Source organism: Nostoc mirabile CHAB5784, from assembly GCF_020829645.1.
Classification (GTDB): Bacteria; Cyanobacteriota; Cyanobacteriia; order Cyanobacteriales; family Nostocaceae; genus Nostoc; species Nostoc mirabile.
Map to the genome: position 1 here is coordinate 15,643 of NZ_JAIVFS010000038.1, position 23,991 is coordinate 39,633.

General features: G+C 42.0%; 16 protein-coding genes. 7 read left to right on the forward strand and 9 right to left on the reverse strand.

The window, feature by feature from the left end; all coding sequences use genetic code 11:
• Together LC653_RS22770 and LC653_RS22775 are read right to left on the reverse strand one after the other, a co-directional pair.
• Window positions 1-2,537, reverse strand: a 2,537-nt coding sequence (locus tag LC653_RS22770; RefSeq protein WP_229497006.1) for a tetratricopeptide repeat protein, incomplete at its 3' end; no start/stop codon positions are given.
• 513 nt (window positions 2,538-3,050) lie between these two features.
• Window positions 3,051-3,458: a hypothetical protein gene (locus LC653_RS22775; RefSeq protein WP_229497007.1), complete on the reverse strand. Its 408-nt coding sequence runs from the start codon at window positions 3,456-3,458 to the stop codon at window positions 3,051-3,053.
• A gap of 163 nt (window positions 3,459-3,621) precedes the next feature.
• Between LC653_RS22775 and LC653_RS22780 the strand changes: the two genes are divergently transcribed.
• Window positions 3,622-4,119 (forward strand): hypothetical protein, encoded by a 498-nt coding sequence (locus tag LC653_RS22780; protein ID WP_229497008.1) that lies wholly within the window; start codon window positions 3,622-3,624, stop codon window positions 4,117-4,119.
• Window positions 4,120-4,830: 711 nt separating this feature from the next.
• Complete coding sequence (gene sbcC, locus LC653_RS22785; RefSeq protein ID WP_229497009.1) at window positions 4,831-7,857, forward strand: exonuclease subunit SbcC; 3,027 nt, start codon at window positions 4,831-4,833, stop codon at window positions 7,855-7,857.
• Between the two features lie 122 nt (window positions 7,858-7,979).
• Here sbcC and LC653_RS22790 read toward each other — a convergent pair whose 3' ends face one another.
• The 3 genes from LC653_RS22790 to LC653_RS22800 form a co-directional block, all read right to left on the reverse strand.
• Entirely contained in the window at window positions 7,980-10,607 is a 2,628-nt protein-coding gene (locus LC653_RS22790; protein ID WP_229497010.1) for a DUF4114 domain-containing protein, read from the reverse strand.
• Window positions 10,608-10,611: 4 nt separating this feature from the next.
• Window positions 10,612-11,649 carry a linear amide C-N hydrolase gene (locus tag LC653_RS22795; protein WP_229497011.1) on the reverse strand — a complete coding sequence of 346 codons (1,038 nt, stop codon included), beginning with the start codon at window positions 11,647-11,649 and terminating at the stop codon, window positions 10,612-10,614.
• Between the two features lie 224 nt (window positions 11,650-11,873).
• Complete coding sequence (locus tag LC653_RS22800; protein WP_267923155.1) at window positions 11,874-12,953, reverse strand: linear amide C-N hydrolase; 1,080 nt, start codon at window positions 12,951-12,953, stop codon at window positions 11,874-11,876.
• A 608-nt stretch (window positions 12,954-13,561) separates the two neighbouring features.
• Between LC653_RS22800 and LC653_RS22805 the strand changes: the two genes are divergently transcribed.
• Window positions 13,562-13,822 (forward strand): hypothetical protein, encoded by a 261-nt coding sequence (locus tag LC653_RS22805; RefSeq protein ID WP_229497013.1) that lies wholly within the window; start codon window positions 13,562-13,564, stop codon window positions 13,820-13,822.
• On the forward strand, window positions 13,822-13,977 hold the full coding sequence (locus tag LC653_RS22810) for a type II toxin-antitoxin system VapC family toxin (RefSeq protein ID WP_229497014.1): 156 nt from the start codon (window positions 13,822-13,824) through the stop codon (window positions 13,975-13,977). Before LC653_RS22805 ends, LC653_RS22810 begins: the two co-directional genes overlap by 1 nt.
• A gap of 365 nt (window positions 13,978-14,342) precedes the next feature.
• Here the strand turns inward: LC653_RS22810 and LC653_RS22815 are convergent, their stop codons facing one another.
• On the reverse strand, window positions 14,343-15,770 hold the full coding sequence (locus LC653_RS22815; RefSeq protein WP_229497015.1) for a peptidoglycan-binding domain-containing protein: 1,428 nt from the start codon (window positions 15,768-15,770) through the stop codon (window positions 14,343-14,345).
• Between the two features lie 268 nt (window positions 15,771-16,038).
• Here LC653_RS22815 and LC653_RS22820 point away from each other — a divergent pair, with 268 nt between their 5' ends.
• Window positions 16,039-17,805: an MHYT domain-containing protein gene (locus tag LC653_RS22820; protein WP_229497016.1), complete on the forward strand. Its 1,767-nt coding sequence runs from the start codon at window positions 16,039-16,041 to the stop codon at window positions 17,803-17,805.
• Between the two features lie 27 nt (window positions 17,806-17,832).
• Here the strand turns inward: LC653_RS22820 and LC653_RS22825 are convergent, their stop codons facing one another.
• Both LC653_RS22825 and LC653_RS22830 read right to left on the reverse strand, forming a co-directional pair.
• A complete protein-coding gene (locus LC653_RS22825) occupies window positions 17,833-18,342 on the reverse strand; it encodes an SH3 domain-containing protein (RefSeq protein WP_229497017.1) in 510 nt (169 codons plus the stop codon).
• A 112-nt stretch (window positions 18,343-18,454) separates the two neighbouring features.
• On the reverse strand, window positions 18,455-19,966 hold the full coding sequence (locus LC653_RS22830) for a Ycf46 family AAA ATPase (protein WP_229497018.1): 1,512 nt from the start codon (window positions 19,964-19,966) through the stop codon (window positions 18,455-18,457).
• 406 nt (window positions 19,967-20,372) lie between these two features.
• On the opposite strand from LC653_RS22830, the gene LC653_RS22835 reads away from it, so the two are divergent.
• Together LC653_RS22835 and LC653_RS22840 are read left to right on the forward strand one after the other, a co-directional pair.
• On the forward strand, window positions 20,373-20,825 hold the full coding sequence (locus LC653_RS22835) for a hypothetical protein (protein WP_229497019.1): 453 nt from the start codon (window positions 20,373-20,375) through the stop codon (window positions 20,823-20,825).
• A 9-nt stretch (window positions 20,826-20,834) separates the two neighbouring features.
• The gene (locus LC653_RS22840) at window positions 20,835-23,003 is read left to right on the forward strand and encodes an NACHT domain-containing protein (protein ID WP_229497020.1); all 2,169 of its coding nucleotides are present in this window, start codon (window positions 20,835-20,837) and stop codon (window positions 23,001-23,003) included.
• A gap of 183 nt (window positions 23,004-23,186) precedes the next feature.
• Here LC653_RS22840 and LC653_RS22845 read toward each other — a convergent pair whose 3' ends face one another.
• Window positions 23,187-23,705, reverse strand: coding sequence for a YceD family protein (locus LC653_RS22845; RefSeq protein ID WP_229497021.1), 519 nt, complete (start codon window positions 23,703-23,705; stop codon window positions 23,187-23,189).
• Window positions 23,706-23,991: the final 286 nt, after the last annotated feature.

The window sequence follows — 23,991 nt, forward strand, 5'->3', positions numbered from 1 at the left end:
TCTAAGGATGCGCCTTCTCCATTGCGATCGCCTATTTCCCTAGCTATTTCCAAAGACTGCTGATAGAAATTTATCGCCTGTTGGTACTGCCCCTGAGAACCGTAAGCAATACCCAAACTCATTAAGGATGCGCCTTCTCCATTGCGATCGCCTATTTCCCTAGCTATTTCCAAAGACTGCTGATAGAAATTTATCGCCTGTTGGTACTGCCCCTGAGAACCGTAAGCAATACCCAAACTCATTAAGGATTTGCCTTCTCCATTGCGATCGCCTATTTCCCTAGCTATTTCCAAAGACTGCTGATAGAAATTTATCGCCTGTTGGTACTGCCCCTGAGAACCGTAAGCAATACCCAAACTCATTAAGGATTTACCTTCAGAATTGCGATCGCCAATCACCCTAAATATATCCAAAGACTGCTGGCAGAAATCTATCGCCTGTTGATACTGCCCTAGACAATTGTAAGCATTACCCAAATTAGCTAAGGATTGACCTTCAGAATTGCGATCGCCAATCACCCTAAATATATCCAAAGACTGCTGGCAGAAATCTATCGCCTGTTGATACTGCCCTAGATAATTGTAAGCATTACCCAAATTAGCTAAGGATTTACCTTCAGAATTGCGATCGCCTATTTCCCTAGCTATATCCAAAGACTGCTGATAGAAATTTATCGCCTGTTGGTACTGCCCCTGAGAACCGTAAGCAATACCCAAACTCATTAAGGATTTACCTTCAGAATTGCGATCGCCTATTTCCCTTTTGATTTCCAAAGACTGCTGGCAGAAATCTATCGCCTGTTGATACTGCCCCAAAGAGCCGTAAGCATTACCCAAATTAGCTAAGGATTTGCCTTCAGTATTGCGATCGCCTATTTCCCTAGCTATATCCAAAGACTGCTGGTAGAACTCAATCGACTGTTGGTACTGCCCCAAAGAGTCGTAAGCAATACCCAAATTACCTAAGGATGCGCCTTCAGAATTGCGATCGCCTATTTCCCTAGCTATTTCCAAAGACTGCTGGAAGAACTCTATCGCCTGTTGGTACTGCCCCAAAGAGCCGTAAGCATTACCCAATGAAGTCAGAGAAGCTCGATAATTCCAGTTTTCTCTATCGCCAATTTCTTTCCATTTACTTACCAACTGCCCATATAATTCTATTTGGTCTGCATAATGACCCCGCAACGTTAAAAAATCATGGCAATTCCGAAGCGCATCAAAGGCAGAGTCATAATTTTGCAACTGATAAAAGTGATGAAAGATTTCCAAGTATTCTTTAACATCATCTTTTGTTGTCCAGGGGGGTTGTTTAGCAATTGAGCGATAATAATCAATGGCTCGTTGATGCACCTCTGTCTGATTACCAGCCTTATACCGCACATACTCCAACACAACAGGCTGAAACTCAAACCGCCTCTTACCATTGAGTTTTTCTGACAACAAAGAACGCTTAACCAGATTCCTCAATTCTCTCTCAATCTCTGTTTTTGAACTTCCTGGCAACACTGCCACGGCTGCTGCACTTTCAACAGCACCACGATAAACACTGATATTGAGCAATAAAGCCTTTTGCAATTCACTCAACCGTTCAAAACTGGCATCCAATACCAACACCATCCCCACATTTTCCCGGCGATGTATACCTACCACTTGAGGATCTGTCAACAACTGCCGCAAATTCCCTAAGCCTAAATCTGCTAATCGTCTTAAATCTGGGTCTTGGGGATATTCTTCTTTTAATAAATCTGCTACCAATCTCAACAGCAGGGGATGCCCATCTACCAATTCGACAAAATCCCCTAAATCTCCGCGAATGCCTAATGCAGTTAACAGTGTTATCCCTTCTGCGACTTGTAAACCTTTTAGAGGTAGCCACTCAAAGCCTTTTAATTCTGGTCTTTCCCTGGTGGTGACTATTACCTTACTATTACCGCCATATTCCACCCAAGCGTTGAAAAAGTCGCCGTAGAATTGACTTCCCCACTGTCTATCTGGCTGTAATAAACTCTCCACGTTGTCAATGATGAGTAAATATTGCCCAGATTGCAGACACTTAACCAGCGCCTGCATTAACTGCGCTTCTTGTTCTGGAACCGGAAAGCCAAATTCACTGAGGACTTGGCGGGCTAAATCGCTAAAACCTGCGCCATAACTAACATCAGCCCAAAATCGCTTAGGGAAACCCTCAATTTCGTCATAAATTTTAGCTGCTAGCATCGATTTACCCGTGCCACCGATGCCTTCTATGCCAATTAGGAAAGTATTTTTATCAGTTAACCATTGCTGTATCTGGGCAATTTCTGTTTTCCGTCCCTGCCAGTAAGCCAAACTTTTGTTAGGGTTGCCTGCTTTGAGAACCCCTGGCGATTCTACTTTGGAGATTTGTTGCAATCGCTCTAGTACTGGTTCTATTCGGTCAACAATAATCTTGACTTCTGCTGCATTTATCTGTCCAACTTGAGTTACCTTACTCTCACCGTAGGCAGTGAGATTCATTTCAATGTTGTTCGAGTTACTGGGACTGGGTTCCTCTGCCATTGCTTACATTAAGTAAAATTTTTGCTTGATATTGTGGCTGTGAACTCGGCAGTTGGTGTTCCTGAAATCTTGCACCAGTCCCAACAACCGCCTCAGAATTCATTCTGAGGCTAATAGCTAAAGTTTTTTAAAGAAGACTGAACAAGGGTTTTAGTCCACTTGAGTGGACTTTAGCTATCAGCCCAGAAATTTATTTCTGGGCGGGCGATGGTGCTAATCGAGAATGCTGCAAGATATCAGTGTTTGGAACTCGGAAGTTGGTGTTCAGAACTCGGAAGTTGGTGTTCAGAACTCGGCCGTTCGTGTTCAGAACTCGAAACATCAAAATTTGTAGGGTAGGCAGTATTCTGCATTGGTGTTAACTTAACGTGAAATCGGCGGTTAGAAACCGCGTCTACACAGGCAAAACCCACCTCCGTGGGTTAAAAAACCTTAATTTTCTCTTAGCCCACGGAGGTGGGCTTTGTTTGTGTAGCCGCGAATTCTATTCGCCCTGGCTCTAAATTGACTCAATTAAAAACTTACTTGGTTTGCGTCAATCTTCCCAACTTGCTTCACCGTACTTTGGTCGTAAGCATTAGCACTAACCTGAATATTGTCCCCGCGTTTGTCAGTCGATGTTTGCCAAATCTTAGCTATTTCCTCTGCAAGTGCTGTATCCGCTTCTAAAATCTTCTTGAGTTGCACCCGCAAACTTGCTTGTAAATCTTCATCTTCTGGCTTTTGCGCCACATCCGTTGCTGCTTCGTTGGCTGCTTCCTTAGCCTCTACTTTGGGATGTAACTTAGCCCAAATAGCTTTGGCTTTATTCCAAACATCCTCACCTACTTTCTGAGATGCCCCTTCTACGGCTTTATTACCCACATTTAACAGAAATGGCAGACAGGGAGCGAGAAATTTAACGAGTAGAGCTATATCCATTGGTTTATGATGTCTATCTCAAAAATGTACATACATTTTTACTAAGTATATTAACGCTTTCTCCCCTATCACCTTGATTCTTTTACCTTGAGGCGAAATTTAGCCCAATCATCTCAATACTGCGTAGGTTTTGAAGATTTGTAGCGACTATTTTAAAAGTCAAGTGATCACTTTGTTTGTGGAGATTTATGAAAGCGATGCCGAACGCGAGTGCGTCTCCAAGAGTTGGCGGGCTATTCGGCGTCGCACCTGTGTACTTGATCGCGGTGCGACAAAGTTTGAAGTACTCCAACACGACTTTGAAGTACCTCAACACGACTTTGAAGTACCTCAACACGACTTTGAAGTACCTCAAAACGACTTTGAAGTACCTCAAAACGACTTTGAAGTACCTCAAAACGACTTTGGAGTACCTCAAAACGACTTTGGAGTACCTCAAAACGACTTTGAAGTACCTCAAAACGACTTTGAAGTACCTCAAAACGACTTTGAAGTACCTCAAAACGACTTTGAAGTACCTCAAAACGACTTTGAAGTACCTCAACACGACTTTGAAGTACCTCAACACGACTTTGAAGTACCTCAACACGACTTTGAAGTACCTCAACACGACTTTGAAGTACCTCAACACGACTTTGAAGTACTTCAACACGACTTTTAAGTACTTCAACACGACTTCGAGGTATCTGTTGCTTATATAGCAGTCCTAAATCATTCGTGAGAATTTGAGATCGTTTTAACCCCCCTGTAGTCCCCCCGATGAAGAAGGGGGGGCGGTCTACTACTATTTCTAAGATAGAAGGTTGGGTTGAGGCAATGCGTTACCCCAATACGGTTCGGTTAGCTTGTTTACCCTGCGAAGATCCCCCCAACCCCCCTTTTTAAGGGGGGCTAATTTCCTCGTTTACCCCCTTTTTAAGGGGGTCGCCACAGGCGGGGGGATCTTATCCGAACCGTATTGTGCGTTACCCAACATTTTGTATGGTTTGTTGGGTTTCGTTCCTCAAACGCCAGTTGCTACCCTGCGGGAACGCTAAAAGCGAACAAGTCGGCAGAGCCGCCCAACGCACTGGCTCCCCAACCTACACCAGAGTGATTCTTTAGGCAAAACCTACGCAGTATTGCCACTCTTCTATAAATGTTTTTCTCTCAGATAACAAGCAGAAATAACAAGAAACCTCCACAGAAGTTTTATTTTTCTCCAAAGACAGCAAAACTTTTTCATGCAACAAGAGAAATTTGCTGATTATATTGTTAAATTTTGTAAAATTGATGTCTTCAAGACTAGAAACCTGATATCTAGATAGCTAAACTAACAAACAGTGCATCTGTACTGTTAATTATTAAAAGTAGATGTGGCACTATAGCCTGAATGATCCCAGTACAACTTATCCTCAAAAACTTTCTTAGTTACCGTGATGCAACTTTAGATTTTCGTGGTTTGCATACGGCTTGTATTTCGGGTTCCAATGGTGCAGGTAAATCCTCACTTTTGGAAGCAATCACTTGGGCAATTTGGGGTGAAAGCCGCGCCACTGCTGAAGATGATGTGATCTATTCTGGCGCGAAAGAAGTTCGGGTTGATTTTACTTTCAAAAGCAACCAGCAAAAATATCGGGTGATTCGTACCCGAATTCGGGGAGGTACTAGCGTTCTTGAATTTCAAATTGAAATACCATCTGGATTTCGCTCACTCACTGGCAAAGGGGTAAGAGCAACCCAAGATTTGATTTTAGAACACATCAAGCTCGATTACGATACATTTATTAATTCTGCCTACTTACGTCAAGGTCGTGCAGATGAATTCATGCTCAAACGCCCGACGGAACGTAAAGAAATTTTAGCGGAGTTGTTGAAACTCAATCAGTACGATGATTTGGAAGAACGGGCAAAAGAATCTTCTCGTCAGTTCAAAGCCAGGGCAGTAGAGTTAGAGCGTTCTTTGGAGTCGATAAAAATTCAGCTGCAACAACGCGAGACAACCGAAGCGCAAAGAGTCGAGTTAGAAGCTGAACTCAACCAACTGCAACAGGTACAAGCTTTTGATAATATTCAATTACAAAGTTTGCAAGTTGTCCAGCACCAGCGCCAAAATTGGGAACAACAACTCAGCTTTGTAAAGCAGCAATACCAAAATCTTACCCAAGATTGCGATCGCCTCCAACAAGAACAATCAGCTATTGGCTCTCAGCTATCAGATTTAGAAAAAATATTACACCAAGAAGCTGAAATTAAAGCTGGATACACCCAATATCAAAGTCTCCAATCTCAAGAAGAAGCCTTTGCTACCAAATTTGAAGAATACACCCGCGCTGGGCAAACTCGTCAACAAAAGCAACAACAACTTACCAAACAAATTCACGAAATCGAACGGCAATTGCAACAAGCCCAAGCCCAAATCGAAGCTTTGCAGCAACAAGAGCGAGAAATTCAGCAAACTTTGACTAAATCAGGTGAAGTAGAAGCTGCTTTGTCACAACTAGCCGCAGCCCGTCACCATGTTGCGCGTTTAGATCAACTGCAAATGCAAGTTACTCCCTTGTTGCAACAACGAGCAACTTTACAAAGCCAACTCGATCGCACTCATGCTGGTTTAGTAGCGCGACTCGAACAACTCCAAAGTACTGAGAACCAATTACAACGCCAGCACCGCCGCCAACCGCAACTGCAACAAGCGGTGATAGATGTGGCAATCCAGATTGAAGAACTGGAGAAAAAGCGGGTTTATTTGCAACGAGTGCAGGAAAAAGGGCAAGAAAGGCGGCACTTTATCGAACGCCTGCAAGCTCACCAACGGGACTATGAAAAACTGCTGGGAGAATTAGAGCAAAAATTGCAAATGCTCCAAAATCCTGAAGCACTTTGTCCATTATGTGAGCGTCCTTTAGACGAACATCACTGGAGTCGGGTGGTGGAAAAAACCCAGACTGAGATAGAAGATACCCAAGGGCAGTTTTGGGTAGTCCGGGAACAAATGGCTGTGTCAGATAGAGAAATCCAGGTTCTTAGGCAGGAATATCGGGAAATATCGCAACAATTGGCGAGTTACGATGGTTTACGCGAACAGAGGGGACAGTTGGCAGCACAGTTAGAAGCTACAACTGATGTCCAACAACAGTTACAACAAATTGCTGCTGAAAAACAACATTTAGAGCGATCGCTCCAAGCTGGTGATTACGCTCACGATAAACAAGCCGAACTCCGGCAGCTAGACCAATATCTGCAAAAAGTTAATTATAATGAACAAGACCACGCCCTTGCTCGCAGCGAAGTTGAGCGGTGGCGATGGGCAGAAATTAAACTCCAGCAGATTAAAGATGCTACTAAGCGACAAGCGCAACTATTAGCCCGAAAACCAGAATTACAATCCCAAATTGCTCAATTACAAGCCAAAATCCAGCAAGAACAGACTGATTCTGAATGTGCTAAACAAATCGCGGCTCTTGAGCGTCACATTACCGAAATTGGCTACAGTTCCGAGCAGCACAACAACCTTCGCATGGCTGTAAAGAAAGCTCAATCTTGGCATTTGCGGTATCAACAACTGCTGTCAGCCCAGCAGCAGTATCCCCAACTCCAGACAAGATTGCAAGAGTTAGAGGAATCCAGAAGCGCCAGAGTAACGGAGCGGCAAAAACTTGGCGGACAAATCGAAAGCATTATCCAGCAACTACAAGCCACAGCTAACCCATCTGCCCAAATTCAAGCTTTAGAGCAGCAGTTAGCAATACGCAGACGGCAACTCGATGAGCAAATTGCCAAATTAGGGCGTTTAGAGCAGTTGGCGCATCAATTAGAAACGCTGCAAATTCAGTACGAACAACAGCAGCAGCAACTCCAATCTTGCAAGCAGGAATACCGTGTTTATCAGGAATTAGCGCAAGCTTTTGGTAAAAATGGTATCCAAACACTGATGATTGAGAATGTGTTACCGCAACTGGAAGCTGAGACAAATCAACTACTTTCGCGGCTGAGTGGAAATCAGTTTCATGTACAATTTATTACTCAAAAAGCTGGGCGTAGTGCTAAATCAACCAAGAAAAATGCCAAGCTGATAGACACCCTAGATATTTTAATCGCCGATTCTAGAGGAACACGAGCTTATGAAACTTACTCTGGTGGAGAAGCCTTTAGAATCAACTTTGCCATCCGTTTAGCTTTGGCGAAATTATTAGCGCAACGGGCGGGGGCGGCGTTGCAATTGCTGATTGTGGATGAAGGTTTTGGTACACAAGATGCTGAAGGATGCGATCGCTTGATTGCAGCGATTAATGCGATCGCTTCCGATTTCGCCTGCATTCTCACTGTCACCCACATGCCCCACCTCAAAGAAGCTTTCCAAGCCAGGATTGAGGTGAATAAAACTCAGGAAGGTTCGCAGTTAAGTTTGTCAATTTAATAATTCACTCAAAAGTATAGTGCGGGCATTTTCCAGTTGTAATAAAAATGCTTGAGGTGCAGCATTGTTAGGAGCGATCGCACTTCATCCCAATAGGTAATTAATCACCCAGGAATCTGCATCTAGATCGGATTAAATTGCACAATGATATCGTTGAAATCACGATCGCCACCACTAAGTAAATCTTCAAAACCAAAGATATTATCACCCAGCAAGCGAATGTGATCGTGTTTGTCAGAGTTAGCTCCTACAAAGGGGAAATAAACTGCCGGAGCATTGGAATTATTATCTAAAATAGCATCAGGTTTCCCATTAACAATCAGAAATGGTGCAAAGATTCCATCAGCTACAAAACTACCAGTAGAAGTAGCCGTACTTTGGTTAATAACTGTTAAATCAATACCTGCCACACGTCCACGTACAGCCGCTTGAGTATAACCAGACTGTCCAGGAGAAATATCTGCTTTGCTATCACCATTGGTATCAATTCCACCATTTTCATCAGCAATCTGATAAAATCCCACAAAGTTATTAAAAGCAGCTTCTCGGTAGACACTAAAATTAGCTGTTACTGGTGTCATTACACCCCTTAAATCAATTATTTCTGCTTGTGAGTTACCTTGCAATTTTGCACCTAGAGGTACACTTTGATTGCTACTTTTAATTTTCACTACCAAATCTTGAAAGTCATTAGTGCTATTACCAGTACCATCTTCCCAAGCTATACGAAACTGGTCATTGCCCAAATTGCTGACTTTTAGGGTTGCGGTGCTGGTAAACGATACATCTGTAATCGGGTTAATTCCGGCAAGAATGGCATCTGTTGTACTGTTATTTTTAACTAAATAAAATCTCAAATTAGCGCCGGAATCTAGTTCCACTAACCGTGTTAAATTGCTAGTATTAAACCCATTAGGAACATTGGTAATAGCAGAGAAAATTACTTGAGCGCGTTCTAAAGCAGCTTGAGCGTAACCGTCTGCACCAGGGGCAATACCATTAATTGTGCCTGTAGCATCATCAACAACAAATACTCCCAATTCATTGACTAGATTAGAGTTGCGTCCTAAAAGAGTGACTTGGAGTGTAGTTTTGGTATCATCACCTGTAATATTAAAGATATCATCATCCTTTGTGGTCAGTCTGCTGGGCATGTCGAGGTCATTGACAGCGATCGCCAATGCCTTTTGGTAAGATAGTCCACCAGGGTCAGTTGTTTTTACCCGAATTTTGTAACTCTGTTTGGTTTCAAAGTTTGGGGAAGCTTTAATTTTGAGTTGATTGCCATCAATCATGAAGGCATCATTATCATCAGCGCTATCTCCATCCACTAAACTGTAGGTAAAGCTATCATTAACATCAGTGTCAATGGTGGAGAATAAACCAATAGTACTGAGTGCTGCACTGTCTTCATCAATATCTGACTTGCTTAAAAACAAATCTGTGGGTGCATCGTTGCTACCGTTGATGATAATGGCAATATCTTGAAAAGCTGTACTGTCAACAGATTTCACGCCGAAAACTTCGGTTTTGGTAATACCTGCACCCAGAAATTGCACTGCACTGTTGGCAACGCTGTAGTTCCAGACTCCGGCTTCGGTGATAGAGAGGCTACCCAGGTTATCGGTGGCTGAGGTGACGGTAGTGTTGAATTTGTTCTCGTCGGTATCTATATCGTTGACGCTGAGGTTGTCCGTGGCACTGAGGTTGCCATTAACAACATTCAAGTCTTTGGTAATAGCACCTGTGGCGATACCACTGATGGTAGCGGTGTCGTTTACGGGATTAATCGTAATAGTGAAGGTCTGCGCGGCAGAAGTATCCACCCCTCCATTGACTGTTCCTCCATCATCTTGTAGGATTGCTGTCACAACGGCTGAACCGTTGGCATTTGCCGCAGGAGTATAAGTCAGGTTGCCAGAAGCATCGATCGCAGGCTGAACGCTAAACAACTCATTTTGATCGTTAGTTATTTGGAAGTTCACAGTCTGGCTGGCTTCATCAGCCGAACCTGGAGAAATGTTGGTTGCCCAATTAGCAACAGTTTGTGCGCCACTGTCCTCCGCAGCTGTTTGATTTGTCCCTGCTGTAAAGCTGGGAGCATAGTTCTTGTCATTATCGGTAATATTCACATTGACAGAACTAATGCTAATCCCGGCATAGCTAGCATCAGCACTCGTAACCGTATGATTAATGGTTTGAGTTTGATTTGCTTCTATAAGACCATCATCGACTGCGGTTACAGTCACTGCTTGCGCCACATTCCAGTTCTGGGGAGTGAAGATCAGAGTGGTGGTGTTGAAGCTGAGTTGCTCTCCCCCGTTCAGGTTCACCGTTACATTAGCGGTGGGTTGGGACGTTAACACCACAGAATAACTATCGGTGGCTCCCCCTTCGGTGACAGCCGTGTTACCAAGGGTTTGAGTGATTATTACTCCTGCCGTATCATTGTCTTTGATAGTAACTTCAACACCCACCCCATAAATCTGAGTGCTTGATGATACCTTAAACTCAACTGTGACGTTGCGATCGCCCTGAGCAACAAAATCATCCTTGGAAGCGATTGAGACAAAAATTGGAATATCCGGTTCAAGAACCTGGACAGTCAAGGGGTTTGGGTCTGTGGTAAAATCATCAGAAATCAGCTCAATACGAATAGATTCCGGTGAGTCTGAATAAACTCCTAAAATGTCATTTAATACCTCTCCTTCAGTAACCTGAACACTCACAGGGGTTATGACAGTTAGCATTGTTTTAAGGTACTTGAATTAGGGATTGAGTGATATCAATTTGCCATTGGGGTTGAACGGATGGAATTGCTGCTGATACTTTGCTGAAATCAATTTTGGTGAGGTCAATAAAGAATAGATTATTGTTGAACTGGGTAAAGAAGTAATAACCTAAATTCTTATGATCGCGGATTACGGCATATTGCGTATATTCAAAAGCTTCATCAGTAGCAATGCCTTGGGTGGTTATTTTAGTTGACCCTATAGGCATCGCACAATTTTGTAAAATACGAGCAGCTAACCCCACTGCTTCTCCTAAATTCTGAGGTGTATATTGAGTAGTAGATTGTTGTAAGTACCAAGTGCGAATAAAGCGATTGGGAGAGACATAATCTCCTGGCATTCCTAGTAGTCCGCTGCCATTAACTTCTCCTCCCCACATTTCATTAGGACTATTTTCTAAACTTAAGGGAAGATAATTGACTAAATTATTAAGATGCCAAGGATAGGGAGGAGTATTGGTCATTACACCATTAGCACTTTGATATGTTTGCACTGTCCCATTAGTGTATTCAATAATCAAACTCTCTCCCGAACTGTCAGTCGCCACATAGTGAACTAGGATATTGGAAGTAGGAAGAAGTTCGGTAGAAGGAATAACAGTTACGGATTGTAAAGCAGTTTGCAGGGCTTGAATATTGTCAAAATTGCCCAAAACCCAGTCACAAAAATCAACATTATAGAGGGCTGGTTTTTCGGCAGAGGCAGATTCTGGGGCAGGATATTGAGCATCAGCTAACCACAATGATCCGACAGACAAACCTTTCTCGTTAATCCCATCTGATGCTCTTTTATATGTTTTTAAAGAGAATTGCATCGACACATAGCCGTATTGATTTTGCCATTTTAACGGACTATTTACTGGTGGCATTTCGGGGAATGATTGACCGCGAGGAGTAACAGTTACTTGGGAATTGCCATTAACATTAAAATCCATTGTTCGGGCAGAAATAGTGTAATTTGCACTAGTTCCTTGTTGAAAAAGAGAAAAATTTGTACACATTATGCTACCTAATCGATGATTGTTTTGTTGAAAAAGAGGCAGGGGAGCAGGGAGCAGGGGGGATGGAACAGAAAGGGGGATTCGACCCCACCTGAACGAGAGCCACTTAATAGAAGTGGGGGACTCAGACCCATGTTCCGCTCTGCTCCACGGCTCTCGATTGGGGTCATTTCCCCAAGCTTTGTGCCCCCTTCCCCCTGCCTCTGCGTTGAAATATTTTGCGATTAAGCATTAACTAAAACTTGAGAATCACTACTACTTAATCCCTGATATTTCGACATATAAGGAATTGTTTTGAAGTCCGTCACATTTGATAATTCATCTAAGTCAAACTGTTGATAGTTTAATTCTAGATAGGAGCGAACAAAAAATTTACGGCGAGATAAATCGCTTAAAGCTGTCCATACGGTAAATTCTGAGTCTCCCTTCCCTTCTGGTGATGGGTTGTTTGGATCTTGTGGATCAACTGTGATGTTTAGAGGGCGATCAAAATTGTTCATAATGTGGGAGAGCATATAAACTGCTTCGTCTGGTGTTTTTGCTTTTAGGGCAAATTGTGAATAGTAGACAGACTTAATAAAGCGGCCAACGCTCGTATTAGGACTAGGAATGACACTGGTGGCAATGCCACTATCGGGCTGTTTTACCTGTAAAGTCCCAAAACTTGTTTGATTACAGTCAATATTGGATAAATTGGTGTAATTATTCAAATTAGTGAGATGCCAAGCAAATTCTGGACCATTAGTCATCACCCCTACAGGATTATCGTAAATACACTGTTTGCCTTGAAAATATTCAACAACGATACTTGCCCCTGTTGGATCATAAAAAACGCAATGAAGCGGAGTTGTATTGGACTGTAATGTGGCAAGAGGCGTGCAGTAGATTAGTTGGTGACTCAGGGCTGCTTTAACTTCAGCAACGGTTTTAAATTGTCCCAATGCCCAAGTGCCAATATCTATAAAGGCCAAGGATGTTGGGATTTTATCTTCTTCTATGGTTAGTCCTTGAGTCAAAGGAAAAGAATTTGCACCGAAGTTTAAGCCCGCTTCATTCAAACCTTGAACAACCTTTAAATCTTGATAGTTAGATTGATTGGCAGAGGCATCTGTCGTTAAAGTAATGCTAATAAATCCTTGACTTGTTTGGTAAGAAATTCCATTTTCTTTATTGGTAATGGCTGAAGTAAACTTTAATCCTTTGGGAAAGTAACTCAGTTGCCAAGGAAGGGCTCCGGCAAATTCCATTGTTCTACCTACATAGGTGCTACCTAACGCATCTAAAATAGAAAGTGATGTGCACATAATGTATTTATGTAAAAGTACTTTAAAGGCGATTCCATTTAAACATAGTTATTTTTAAATGACAACAAATAACATTACGTATTAATACGGAATTGTTCGGTTAACTGAGGTGAAATAACTGTTGGTGCGGCAAATTGCTATAAATTTTACTTATAGCCATCCGATTTGATTTCTGAAATTACTGGGAGCATCCCAATTTTGCAAGAACATGTAAGTCAAAAGCGAACGAAGCGACAGCGTAGTGAAGCAATCCCATATCTTGCGATTGCTTCGCTCCACTACGTTGCGCTCGCAATGACAATTTATAATCTGGGTTTGATATAACTTGCACATTAAAGTGGGATGCCCCCGAAATTACTTGCGTAGGTAGGGAACAGTGAAAAAAAGAAGGAAAGTACAGGTGTACTGAGTTTTTTCAGAAATAAAATATGATTCCTATATAGAAAATAAGTATTATTTAGAACTAACTTATACTGAGTCTCTAATTGGCGTAGGCGTAGCCCAACCTAGGCATCGCCCTTGAGCAAAACTTTTCGGTCTACTGACATTATGTAGCTACAGGCGAAAGACTAAAATAAATAAGGTAATTCAATTTAGAGCATAAGACAATGCAGGAAATCAACGTTGATGCCCGTGTAGATGAGAATAGTTTTCTCTACCTAAAAATGCCTCCAAATCTTGCAGGTATGGAAATAAAAGGAAAACTATTGTATCAACTTCATCCTATTTCCTTCCAAAATATAAAAGCGAAAAAGATTGATATTAATGTTGTTCGCAGTATCTGTCATGAAATTAGAAATTTACCAACTCTTGATAGCAGAACACCCGATGAAATTATTGGCTATAACGACTTTGGAATACCAGAGTAATGGTTATTGATACTTCAGTTATCCTCGCAATTATTTATGCTGAACCTGAAGAATTAATATTTATTCAACTAATTGACGAAAGCGAAGATTGCCTATTTTCTGCTCCGAGCTATGTTGAAGCTTCCATAGTTTTGGGTACTAAACATGGTCAGTAGGGTGTAGAAAAGTTGAATTTATTGATTCAAGCACTCTCCATAATTATCATACCTTTCAGTGCAGAGCAGGCACAGTTAGCCAGTGAAGCATTCTTGAAATTTGGTAAGAGTCGCCATCCAGCAAAGCTGAATATGGGAGATTGCTTTTCCTAGGCTTTGGCAAAATCTACAAATCAGCCTTTGTTATTCAAAGGTAGCGACTTTATCCACACTGATATTAATCAAGTAAATTATTTTTAATGGAAATATGTCTCTTGCAGAACAAAAAACAAAGCTACGGGAAATTATTGAGAGCAGTAGGCATAGCCCGTCGTCAACATCATAATTAGGTGATTTTGAATTCTGAATTCTGATTTCTGACTTCTTCAATTGTATTTTACTCTTGCATCCAGACCGTAGGAGCGGAGCATTTTTGATAGTGTTTCTGCTTGGGTGCGATCGCTAAATGCCCCGGCATTGACATAATCCCCTAGATTCGATTGCTCTGTGACAGCATTGGGTATATATTGTTGCACTTTACTCAAAGTATCATTATTGGAAATTGGTACTATTACTCTGTAGGGATTATTAGCAACTAATGTGTTGCCATTGCTAACAGGCACTACGTTATTAGTAGGAGGTAAATAGCGATTATTCTGAGGTGCTACATAGTCACTAGTCTCAGCGAATACATAACTATTATTCTCAGTATAATTGCCCTCATTGGAGCTATTCAATCCTAATGCTTCCCAAGTTTGCCAATCTACATTTCCAGTCGAATTAAGTCGAGAAGATTGCTGGAATGCAATCACAGATTCTCTGGTGTAATCGTTGAAAAATCCATCAGGATTGGTATTTGAGAAACCCAACTGCGATAAACGCTCTTGAACTAATCTGACATTCTCACCCTGATCGCCTACAGTCAGATAATTTCTGCCTGGTTGTTGAGTAGTATATCCACCTGTAGAAGCTCTACGGACTGACTCCAGAACTTGAGCATTGGCGATGCCATCAACAGGTAGGCGGTAATTTCGCTGGAATTGGGTGACAGCTTCTCTGGTCATTGGGCCAATATTCCCAGTGGCAGCAGTATTAAAATAACCTAGCTGCCGCAAACGCACTTGTAGTTCTCTCACTTGTTGAGTAGAGAGCCTTGATCTGCCTGGAGTCGGAGAGGAACCCAGTAGTGCGTTCCAAGTTTGTCGATTCACAATCCCGTTAGCAGATATGCGATAATTTCGCTGGAACGCAATTACAGCATCTCTAGTCATTGGGCCAAAATTCCCAGTGGGATTAGCATTCAAGTAGCCTAACTGCCGCAAACGCTGTTGTAACCTTGTCACGGCTGCACCAGTTTTGCCTTGAGATAGAACAGGATATTGACCACTACTGGTATTTCTGCTATAAGTTCTACTTTGACATGCTCGTTGCAAAGCTCTTTGAGTATTAGCACCCACAACACCATCAGCACGAATTCTATTGGCTTGCTGGAATTTGATCACAGCATTCTGAGTCAAGCTAGCAAACTTGCCACTCACCGGGCCGTTAAAGTAGCCTAACTTTTTTAAACACCTCTGGCTACTGCTAACTTCAGCGCCATTACTTCCTATTTTCTGAAGTGCTAAAGCTTGTCCAGCGATACTCACAAGCCCCGTAATTAGTGCCACAGACAAAAGACGCATCGCCGCACCACTAGATAACTTTTTCCAATTCAAAAATTTGAAATTAGCTACGGTAGGAACAACCTTGATGCTTTCGGATGCCTCATAGACTGAGGCAAGCTTGGTTAAATAGCTATCTACCCCTGTTTTCACTTGCTTTTTTCAAGTTACGGCTATGGAGGATCATACCACTTTCTCTGTATTATATTTTTTTTAGTATGATTATTTACAAAAAAATTCCCCACGCTGATATGATACACAAGCTTTTGTAGGGGGAATAATAAGCAATGTAAAGCTTTGGAGGCTTGTTTTTTATTTGCCTGACAAAATTTTTGCTATACCCATTTGGGTTTAGAGCATGAGCAACGCAGACAAATAGTGGGTCTAGTCTTCCATCGAATTGCGGATAATATTCAACCTAATGCTCCACGGGATCTACGATATTCGTTTAACTTTATTCTCCGTTGCCATTGCCATACTTACGGCTTACACCACACTTGATCTAGCTATAAGAGTCACAGACGCTAAATCGCAGCAAAGGTGGTTGTGGCTGCTAGGGGGAGCGATCGCTATGGGAATCGGCATTTGGGCAATGCATTTTATTGCTATGCTGGCGTTCAGTCTGCCGATTCCGATTAACTATGACTGGTTAACAGTTTTGATTTCGGTGCTACCTGCAATTTTGGCCTCTGGATTAGCCCTGTACTTAGTTAGCCAGCCAGAATTTGGTATTTTGCGGTTGTTGAGTGGTAGCCTCCTGATGGGCACAGGGATTAGTGCAATGCACTACATCGGTATGGCTGCGATTCGTTTACCAGCCAAAATGTCTTATGACTTGAGTGTGGTTGCACTCTCGATTGCGATCGCCATTCTCATCTCACTGGTTGCTCTCTGGCTGGGGTTTAACCTCAGAGCTAATAGTACAGTAACAGGACGCATTTTGAGGATTTGCAGTGCAATTCTCATGGGTGCTGCCATTCCCTCAATGCACTACACAGGCATGATGGCTACCCATTTTTTAGTCATCGAATCGGTCGAGTTTTCAGCAATTGATACTGCTGCAACCTATTGGATAGCTGTGATTATTGGCTTATTCACATTACTCCTTCTAGGATGGACGCTGCTCACATCTTTTTTCAACGAACAATTGAGTGTTCAACTAGTCAAAACAGCTGATCTTAAAGAAAACGAAGAACGTCTCAAACAAGCTTTACAAAACCAAGAAGCGCTGGCTACTCTAGCTGAGTCTCGGTCTGAAGAATTAGAGACAGCTATGTTGGCACTTCAGAAAGCTCAATTGCAATTTCTTCAAACAGAAAAAATGTCGTCTTTGGGACAAATAGTAGCGGGAGTTGCTCATGAGATTAATAATCCTGCTAACTTCATTTATGGAAACCTTTTTCATACGGTAATTTATCTGCGCGAACTCTTAGAATTAATCAACACTTATCAGCAACATTATCCAGAACCAGTGCTTGCGGTTCAAGCGAAATTAGAGTCTATTGATTTACCATTCTTGCTAGAAGATTTACCTAAACTACTGAACTCAATGCAAGCCGGAGCAGAACGTATTAAGCATATTGTGGAATCCTTGCGTAACTTCTCTCGTCTAGACGAGGCACAATTGAAAGCTGTGGACATCCACGAAGGGCTTAATTCGACACTGCTCATTCTTCAGAACCGTATTAGTTATGCGCCGAACAATCGACCAGAAATTATTGTAATTAAAGAATATGGTAATTTACCCTTAGTAAATTGCTATCCAGGACAGTTAAACCAAGTATTTTTAAACATTATTGCAAATGCTATTGATGTGTTAGAAGAAAAGCTGATTAGCTTAAAATCAAAGTCCAGTTTTACACCTTTAATTCGGATTAAAACAACCATTAATCAAGTCGGTTGGGTCAACATTCAAATTTTTGACAATGGATCTGGCATTAGTAAAGACGTACAAAATAAAATCTATGATCCCTTTTTCACAACTAAACCAGTTGGACAAGGAACTGGATTAGGATTATCAATTAGCTATCAGATTGTCGTTCAAACACATGGTGGTAAGCTCAATTGTATTTCTGCCAAGGGGCAAGGAACTACTTTTCAAATTGAGCTTCCAATTAATACATTGATAGATACTTCCTGTTTTCTAGGAAAGCAATCTCAAGTAGAGCCAGATGAAGTTATTGAGTAGATACATCTGATTTTCTGATTTTTTAAGCTATTGTTGATCAACTTTTTCAGTATTACCTGCTTTTACCCAACCTTCTTGTTCGCTACCTTCCAAACGGATCTTTTGCCAGGATTTGTCCTCGCTTTCTGACAAAACAATAATTTTTTGATTAAAAGCAACCCCACCAATCTTTTCAGCTTCTTGATTTGGTTGCGATCGCAAACTCAAGCCTTCAGCCCAACTAACACGCCCTCGGTAAGCTCCTGATGGCAATGGTTTTGGTGATGGGGTAGCCTTTGGTGATTCTGTGGGAGCGGAGGTTGAGCTTGGAGACGATTCAGCCTTTGTCCCAGGTGTAAGAGTGGGTTTAGCTCCTCCAGGTTCAGTTGCTTTGGGAGCTTGGGCTTTCACCGAGGGACTATCGTTGGAAAAAACGGGTTTGGCAGGAGGTATGCCGGTGCGATTCATGAAATAGAATGCAATTGCAGCGCCGCCACCTATTAAGACAGCGATCGCTAAGAAAAACCCAAGTATAAACTTTGTTAAGCCAGACAACATAGTTAAAACCTGATCAGCAGTGGTCAATAGTCAATAGTAATTCATGATCAACTATTGACTATTGACTAATAATTATTAACTAACCAATTATTGTAGCTACTGCTGAATGCGTTCACGTAGTGCGCCGGAGGCGTTCACTTAAAGGATTGTGTTTAGATGCTAAACGCGCTCTCCCAGCAGCAGCCCATTCTTGGAGTTGCTGAATTTGCTCTACAGCAGTTCGCGCCAAGGGGATGATCTGACTGGCTGCTTCTAAAATATCATCAGTAGCAAAGTCGCGGTTTTGGCTAAATCCAATGTGCATTGCTTCAATTAAAGTTTGCTCAATTTCTGCCCCAGAAAAATCGGGCGTTTCATAAGCTAACCTTTCGATGTCATAACTTTTTAAGTTATGGGGGCGCAATCGCGATAAATGAACATCATAAATTGCTTTTCTCTCTTCTTGGGTGGGCAATCCCACAAAGAAAATTTCATCAAATCGCCCTTTGCGGAGCATTTCCGGCGGTAAGGCTTGGATGTCGTTGGCGGTGGCGACAACAAAAACGGGTGAGGTTTTTTCGGCTAGCCAGGTAATAAAAGTCCCAAACACACGGCTGGCTGTTCCTGCATCACCTTTGCTACCAAGTCCGGCAAAGGCTTTATCTATTTCATCAATCCACAAAATACAGGGAGCAAGGGCTTCAGCTACTTGGATCATTTGCCGAGTCCGAGATTCTGATTCACCCACTAAGCCACCAAATAACCTTCCCACATCCAAACGTAGCAAGGGTAAATGCCAGTGATGAGCGATCGCTTTTGCCGTTAAGGATTTACCAGTTCCCTGAATACCCACCAACATTAAACCACGGGGGTGCGGTAATCCGTACTGTCGCGCCTTATCAGTAAATGAACCTCCCCGCCGAATCAGCCAGTCTTTCAAGTTATCCAGTCCGCCAATATCAGAAATTTGCTCAGTGGCGGGGTAGAAGTCCAGGATTTGGGTTTGGCGGATAGTTTGGCGCTTTTCTTCCAAAACCAGATCCACGTCTTCTGGTTGCAATTCTCCGTGGGTAGCGATCGCTTTTGCTAAAACCCGGCGAATTCGTTCCATCGAAAGCCCTTGACAAGAGCGTACTAAGTCATCTAAAACTTTGCCAGAAAGGGAGTTACCAGTACTTTGTAGTAAGCGTTCCACCTCAGTTTTAATTTCTGGGGCGGCGGGTAAGGGGAACTCGACGACTGTTAGCACTTCAGTTAAGTCGTCAGGAATGGCGATGCGGGGTGATAGTAGGACAATATTTTTTGGTTGCGACTTGAGGAGTCTCGACAGGTTGCGGAGTTTGCGGGCGATCGCTACATCATCTAAAAAGCGATGATAATCTCGGAGAATCAATACCGCAGGTGCAGAGGCTGGTAATTTTTCGATGAATTCCAAAGCTTGCAACGGGTTACGTCGCCCAAAGCCAATATCATTGGGGTTTCCTTGGTAGCCATCGACAAAATCCCAAGTATACACTGGGCGATTACCCTGATTGGTTGCTTCTTCCCGGATAGCTGCTTCTACCCGCTCCTCTTCATAAGTGGGAATATAAATCAAGGGGTAGCGGGCGCGTAGCAGCAGTTTAAACTCTTCACGGAAGTTCATATTTAGCTATCGTTATTAGTTCTTCTCTCATTGTTCTTTCTTTGTATTGTGTCTCACAACTAAAAACGAATATATCTCTCCTTAACTAAGCTGTTGCGCCTTCAATTTGTACTAATATTTTTTTCAATATGATTGTGGGGTGGGCATCTTGCCCGCCCTGATAATGCAAGTTGTATACGTAACAGCTTAGCTCTACCAGGCAATGAAACTTGAAGAAGCTCTTTACATAAAAGTTGCCGCAAAGCTTGTATCTACAGATGGGAACTGGAAATAAGCGAATTTACTTACCATCCGTGAATGTAGTAATTGGCTTACTATATACGCAATTTTTTGAATATTCGGGAAAGTTATCTGCTTAATCTGTATTAGAGCTTAAATGAAATTATGTTGTTATCAAGCAAATAAAATGGCAGAAAATAACTCACAGCCCAAAAACCCTGGAGGAATGTCCCTCAACATTGGCGGTGGTCAATTTTCAGGTGTTCAAGTTGGACAAGCTGCTGGCGACATGACCCAAAATCAGCAAAATACTCAGGGTGGGGCTGAGAAAGAATTGACCTTACCTGAAGTTGCAGAATTAATGGCACAAATTGAATCCATATTTCGTAATTCAGATTTACCAGAAGACCAAAAGAAACAAGCACTGAAACATCTGGATTATGCAACCGACGCAGTTAATGAAAAAGAACCAGACAAAAACACTGCCGCAACAAGTTTGCAAAAAGCTAGTAAAGTCCTCAAAGAAGCGAATGAAACGTTTAATGCAGGCGAAGGGATTTGGCAAAAGTTAGAGCCAATTGCCAAACAATTAGCTCCTTGGTTAGGAGTTGCAGCTAAAAGTCTTTTGTTTTTTACATAAAAAAAGGTTATGAATCAAAATCTTAATATTGATGGTGCTTTGATTCGGGAAGCTCAAATTGGACAGGCTGGACGCGACTTGCACCAAATTCAGTACCTAACTGTGAATGAAAGCTTCAGCCTAGCTAAACTAATAGGTCACAGGCAGATAAAACCTCCTTCAGGGAAACAAGAGTACCGTTTCCGAGAAGTTTTACTTAATAAAGTCAAACAGTATTGGATTAAAGGCGTACTAGAAAAATCTTTGTATACCCAAGGTCTAATTGATCTGGGACTGGAAGAACGATTAGACGCAGTAAAGCGCCCATCTAACATCGTCCAAGAAATTCCTAATGAGTCTGGGCAAACCTTACCTGAAGCGAAAAGTATCTCTGATGTCTTCAATCAGATGGGAAAAGGACGAACTTTATTGATTTTAGGAGAACCTGGCGCGGGTAAAACGATCACTCTCCTAAAGCTGGCACAAGAATTAATTGCTCGTACCGAAAAAGATTTGAGCCAACCTATTCCAGTAGTGCTGAACTTATCTTCTTGGGGGAATAAACAGCAAACAATTGCTGATTGGCTGATTGAGGAATTGAATAGTACATATCAAATTTCTAAAGCGCTTGGTAAAGTCTGGATTGAAGATCAACAACTATTACTGCTGCTAGATGGTTTAGATGAAGTGAAAATTGAGCGTCGGGAAAGCTGCATTCAAGCCATCAACCAATTCATGCAAGAACATGGGCTGATTGAAATTGTGGTGACAAGCCGTATCCAAGATTATCAAGCTCTCTCTACTCGTTTAGAATTGCAAGGTGCTATCTGCATCCAATCTTTGACATTTCAGCAAGTTAAACAATATTTAGACAGGGCTGGAGAACAACTGGAAGCAGTAAAAACATTGCTTCAAGAAGACACTACATTGCAAGAGTTAGCCAAGTCTCCTCTGACTTTAAGCGTCATGACTCTGGCTTATAAAGGTAAGAAACTTGAAGATTTACCTAATATAGGTTCTAAAGAAGAATGCCGAAAGCACCTTTTTGATACTTATATTGAACGGATGTTTAAGCGTCGTAAATATGAGCCAATATATTCAAAAGTGCAAGCAATGCGCTGGCTAATTTGGCTAGCACAGCAGATGTTTCATAAGTCTCAAACGGTCTTTCTTCTTGAAAGAATACAGCCTATATCCTTGTCAAATCGAGTACAAAAAATCCTTTATAAATTTGCAAATTTTCTGATTGGAGTAATCATTTGTGGGTTAATCGGCTGGCAAATACATAAATCACCCGGAGCATTAATTGGTGTAATTTCGGCTGGACTACCTTTAGCGTGGAGTACGGCAGAAATTAAACCAGTTGAAACTTTGAGATGGTCTTGGCAAGAAGCCAAAAACTTTTTGAAGAGTGGACTACCAGGTGGATTGCTTTTGGGGCTAATTGTAGGACTGTTTTTTAAGCTAGTTAAGACTCCATTTGATCCCCAAACTGGGCTGCAATTAGTTAACCTTACAACACCTGAACTCCTAACTGGGCTGCAATTAGGTTTACTATATGGACTAATTGATGGACTAATTTTAGGATTGTTAGGTGGACTGAGAGGCCCAGAGATAGTGATAAGAACAATTCCTAACCAAGGGATATGGAACTCAGCGAAGAATGCCCTGATAATGGGATTGATTGGCGGATTACTTGGGGCATTATTTGGGAGATTCATTGGTGAACAAATCTTCGGAAAAAAAGAATGGCTGCAATTGTGTTTAGTGTTTGGGCTTGTATCTGGGCTTGTGTTTGGGGGTGGTCAAGCCTGCCTACAACACTTTACCTTACGCCTGATTCTTTACACCAAGAATTGCATACCTCGAAACTATGTCCGCTTTCTTGATTATGCGACTGAACACATCTTTTTACAAAAGGTTGGAGGTAGTTACATTTTTATCCATAGAATGCTGCTGGAGCATTTTGCCCAAATGGAGCCAGTATTTATTCAACCAAGTTCACAACCAATTCATCAGTCTACTGATAGGAATAATGCACTCACTGAACTTAGTTCAACCAACAATTTTAAGAGAGACATTCCATCTCAAACTCCAATTGAAAAAAATATAGTATGTACCAATTGTAGTTGCACTAATCCAGTTACTTTCAACTTCTGTACCAAGTGTGGGAGACGATTAAATCAATCACTTCGCTGAGACTAAATTAAGCAAGGTCATAATGATAAATAAAGAACATTATTTGCCAGTTTGTGTTTATTATTACGGCTCAATGCTTTCAGTTTCTGGCTTTACTGTGTATTTTAAAGCTATGATAACCGGCTCATTGAAATAAACGCGCTACTAACTAATAGCGCGTTAACGAAGTTGAAAGTCACCTGTCTATCCCGGAAGTTGCTTTTTCAGTGCTTCCAGAGAAGCCCAACGGTGATCAACTGGAGTTTCAGGACTATCAGAACTATCAACAGTACTACTTACAGGAATACCTGGACAATTGCGATCGCACAGCTGGCGTTGGGGTATTGCCAAGCACATCTGCTCATACAGCCATTCGTTGGGATAAAAATAACCATCGGGTGGCAGGGTTTCAAGCAACTCTTCCATAATCACTTCCCTTTCTAAGGGCAAGTCATTTACTTGATTTGCAGTTTCGTCTAACCAGATGATTTCCTTCGTATTAAGCCCTAAGCGCCGATTATATTGCTGTAAACATCGGTTGCAGGTACAAGTAATAATTGTTTCTGCCTGAGCGGACACTTCCAGATAATTACCATGATGCTGCACGCGCACATGACCGCGAACTGGTGTCAATGTTTCCAGACCAGGCAGAAATTCCTGAACCTGAACTTCCTCTGTCCGCTCCGATGCTCTAGTTAGCTGCGGAATAAAAATTGCGTCCATAGGATTTGTGAGACATCCTCACTAAAAATTTATCTTCATTACCAGCAATAATACTGATACTACATCTTTATTTTAGGCAACAAGAGGAATTTTGAAATTATATAGTTATGAGTTTTCAATTAACTCCTGACTCTGCCAATTTTAGATTTTGAATTTTGGATTTTGGTGAAGCAGCGCGGTCTTCTCACATTGGGAGAGGCTAACGCCAACGCGTAGCGTCTCGTAGAGGAGGGGGTTTCCCCCATGAGCGACTGCTGTTAGCGCAGCGTTAGCGTTCGCGAGTGCG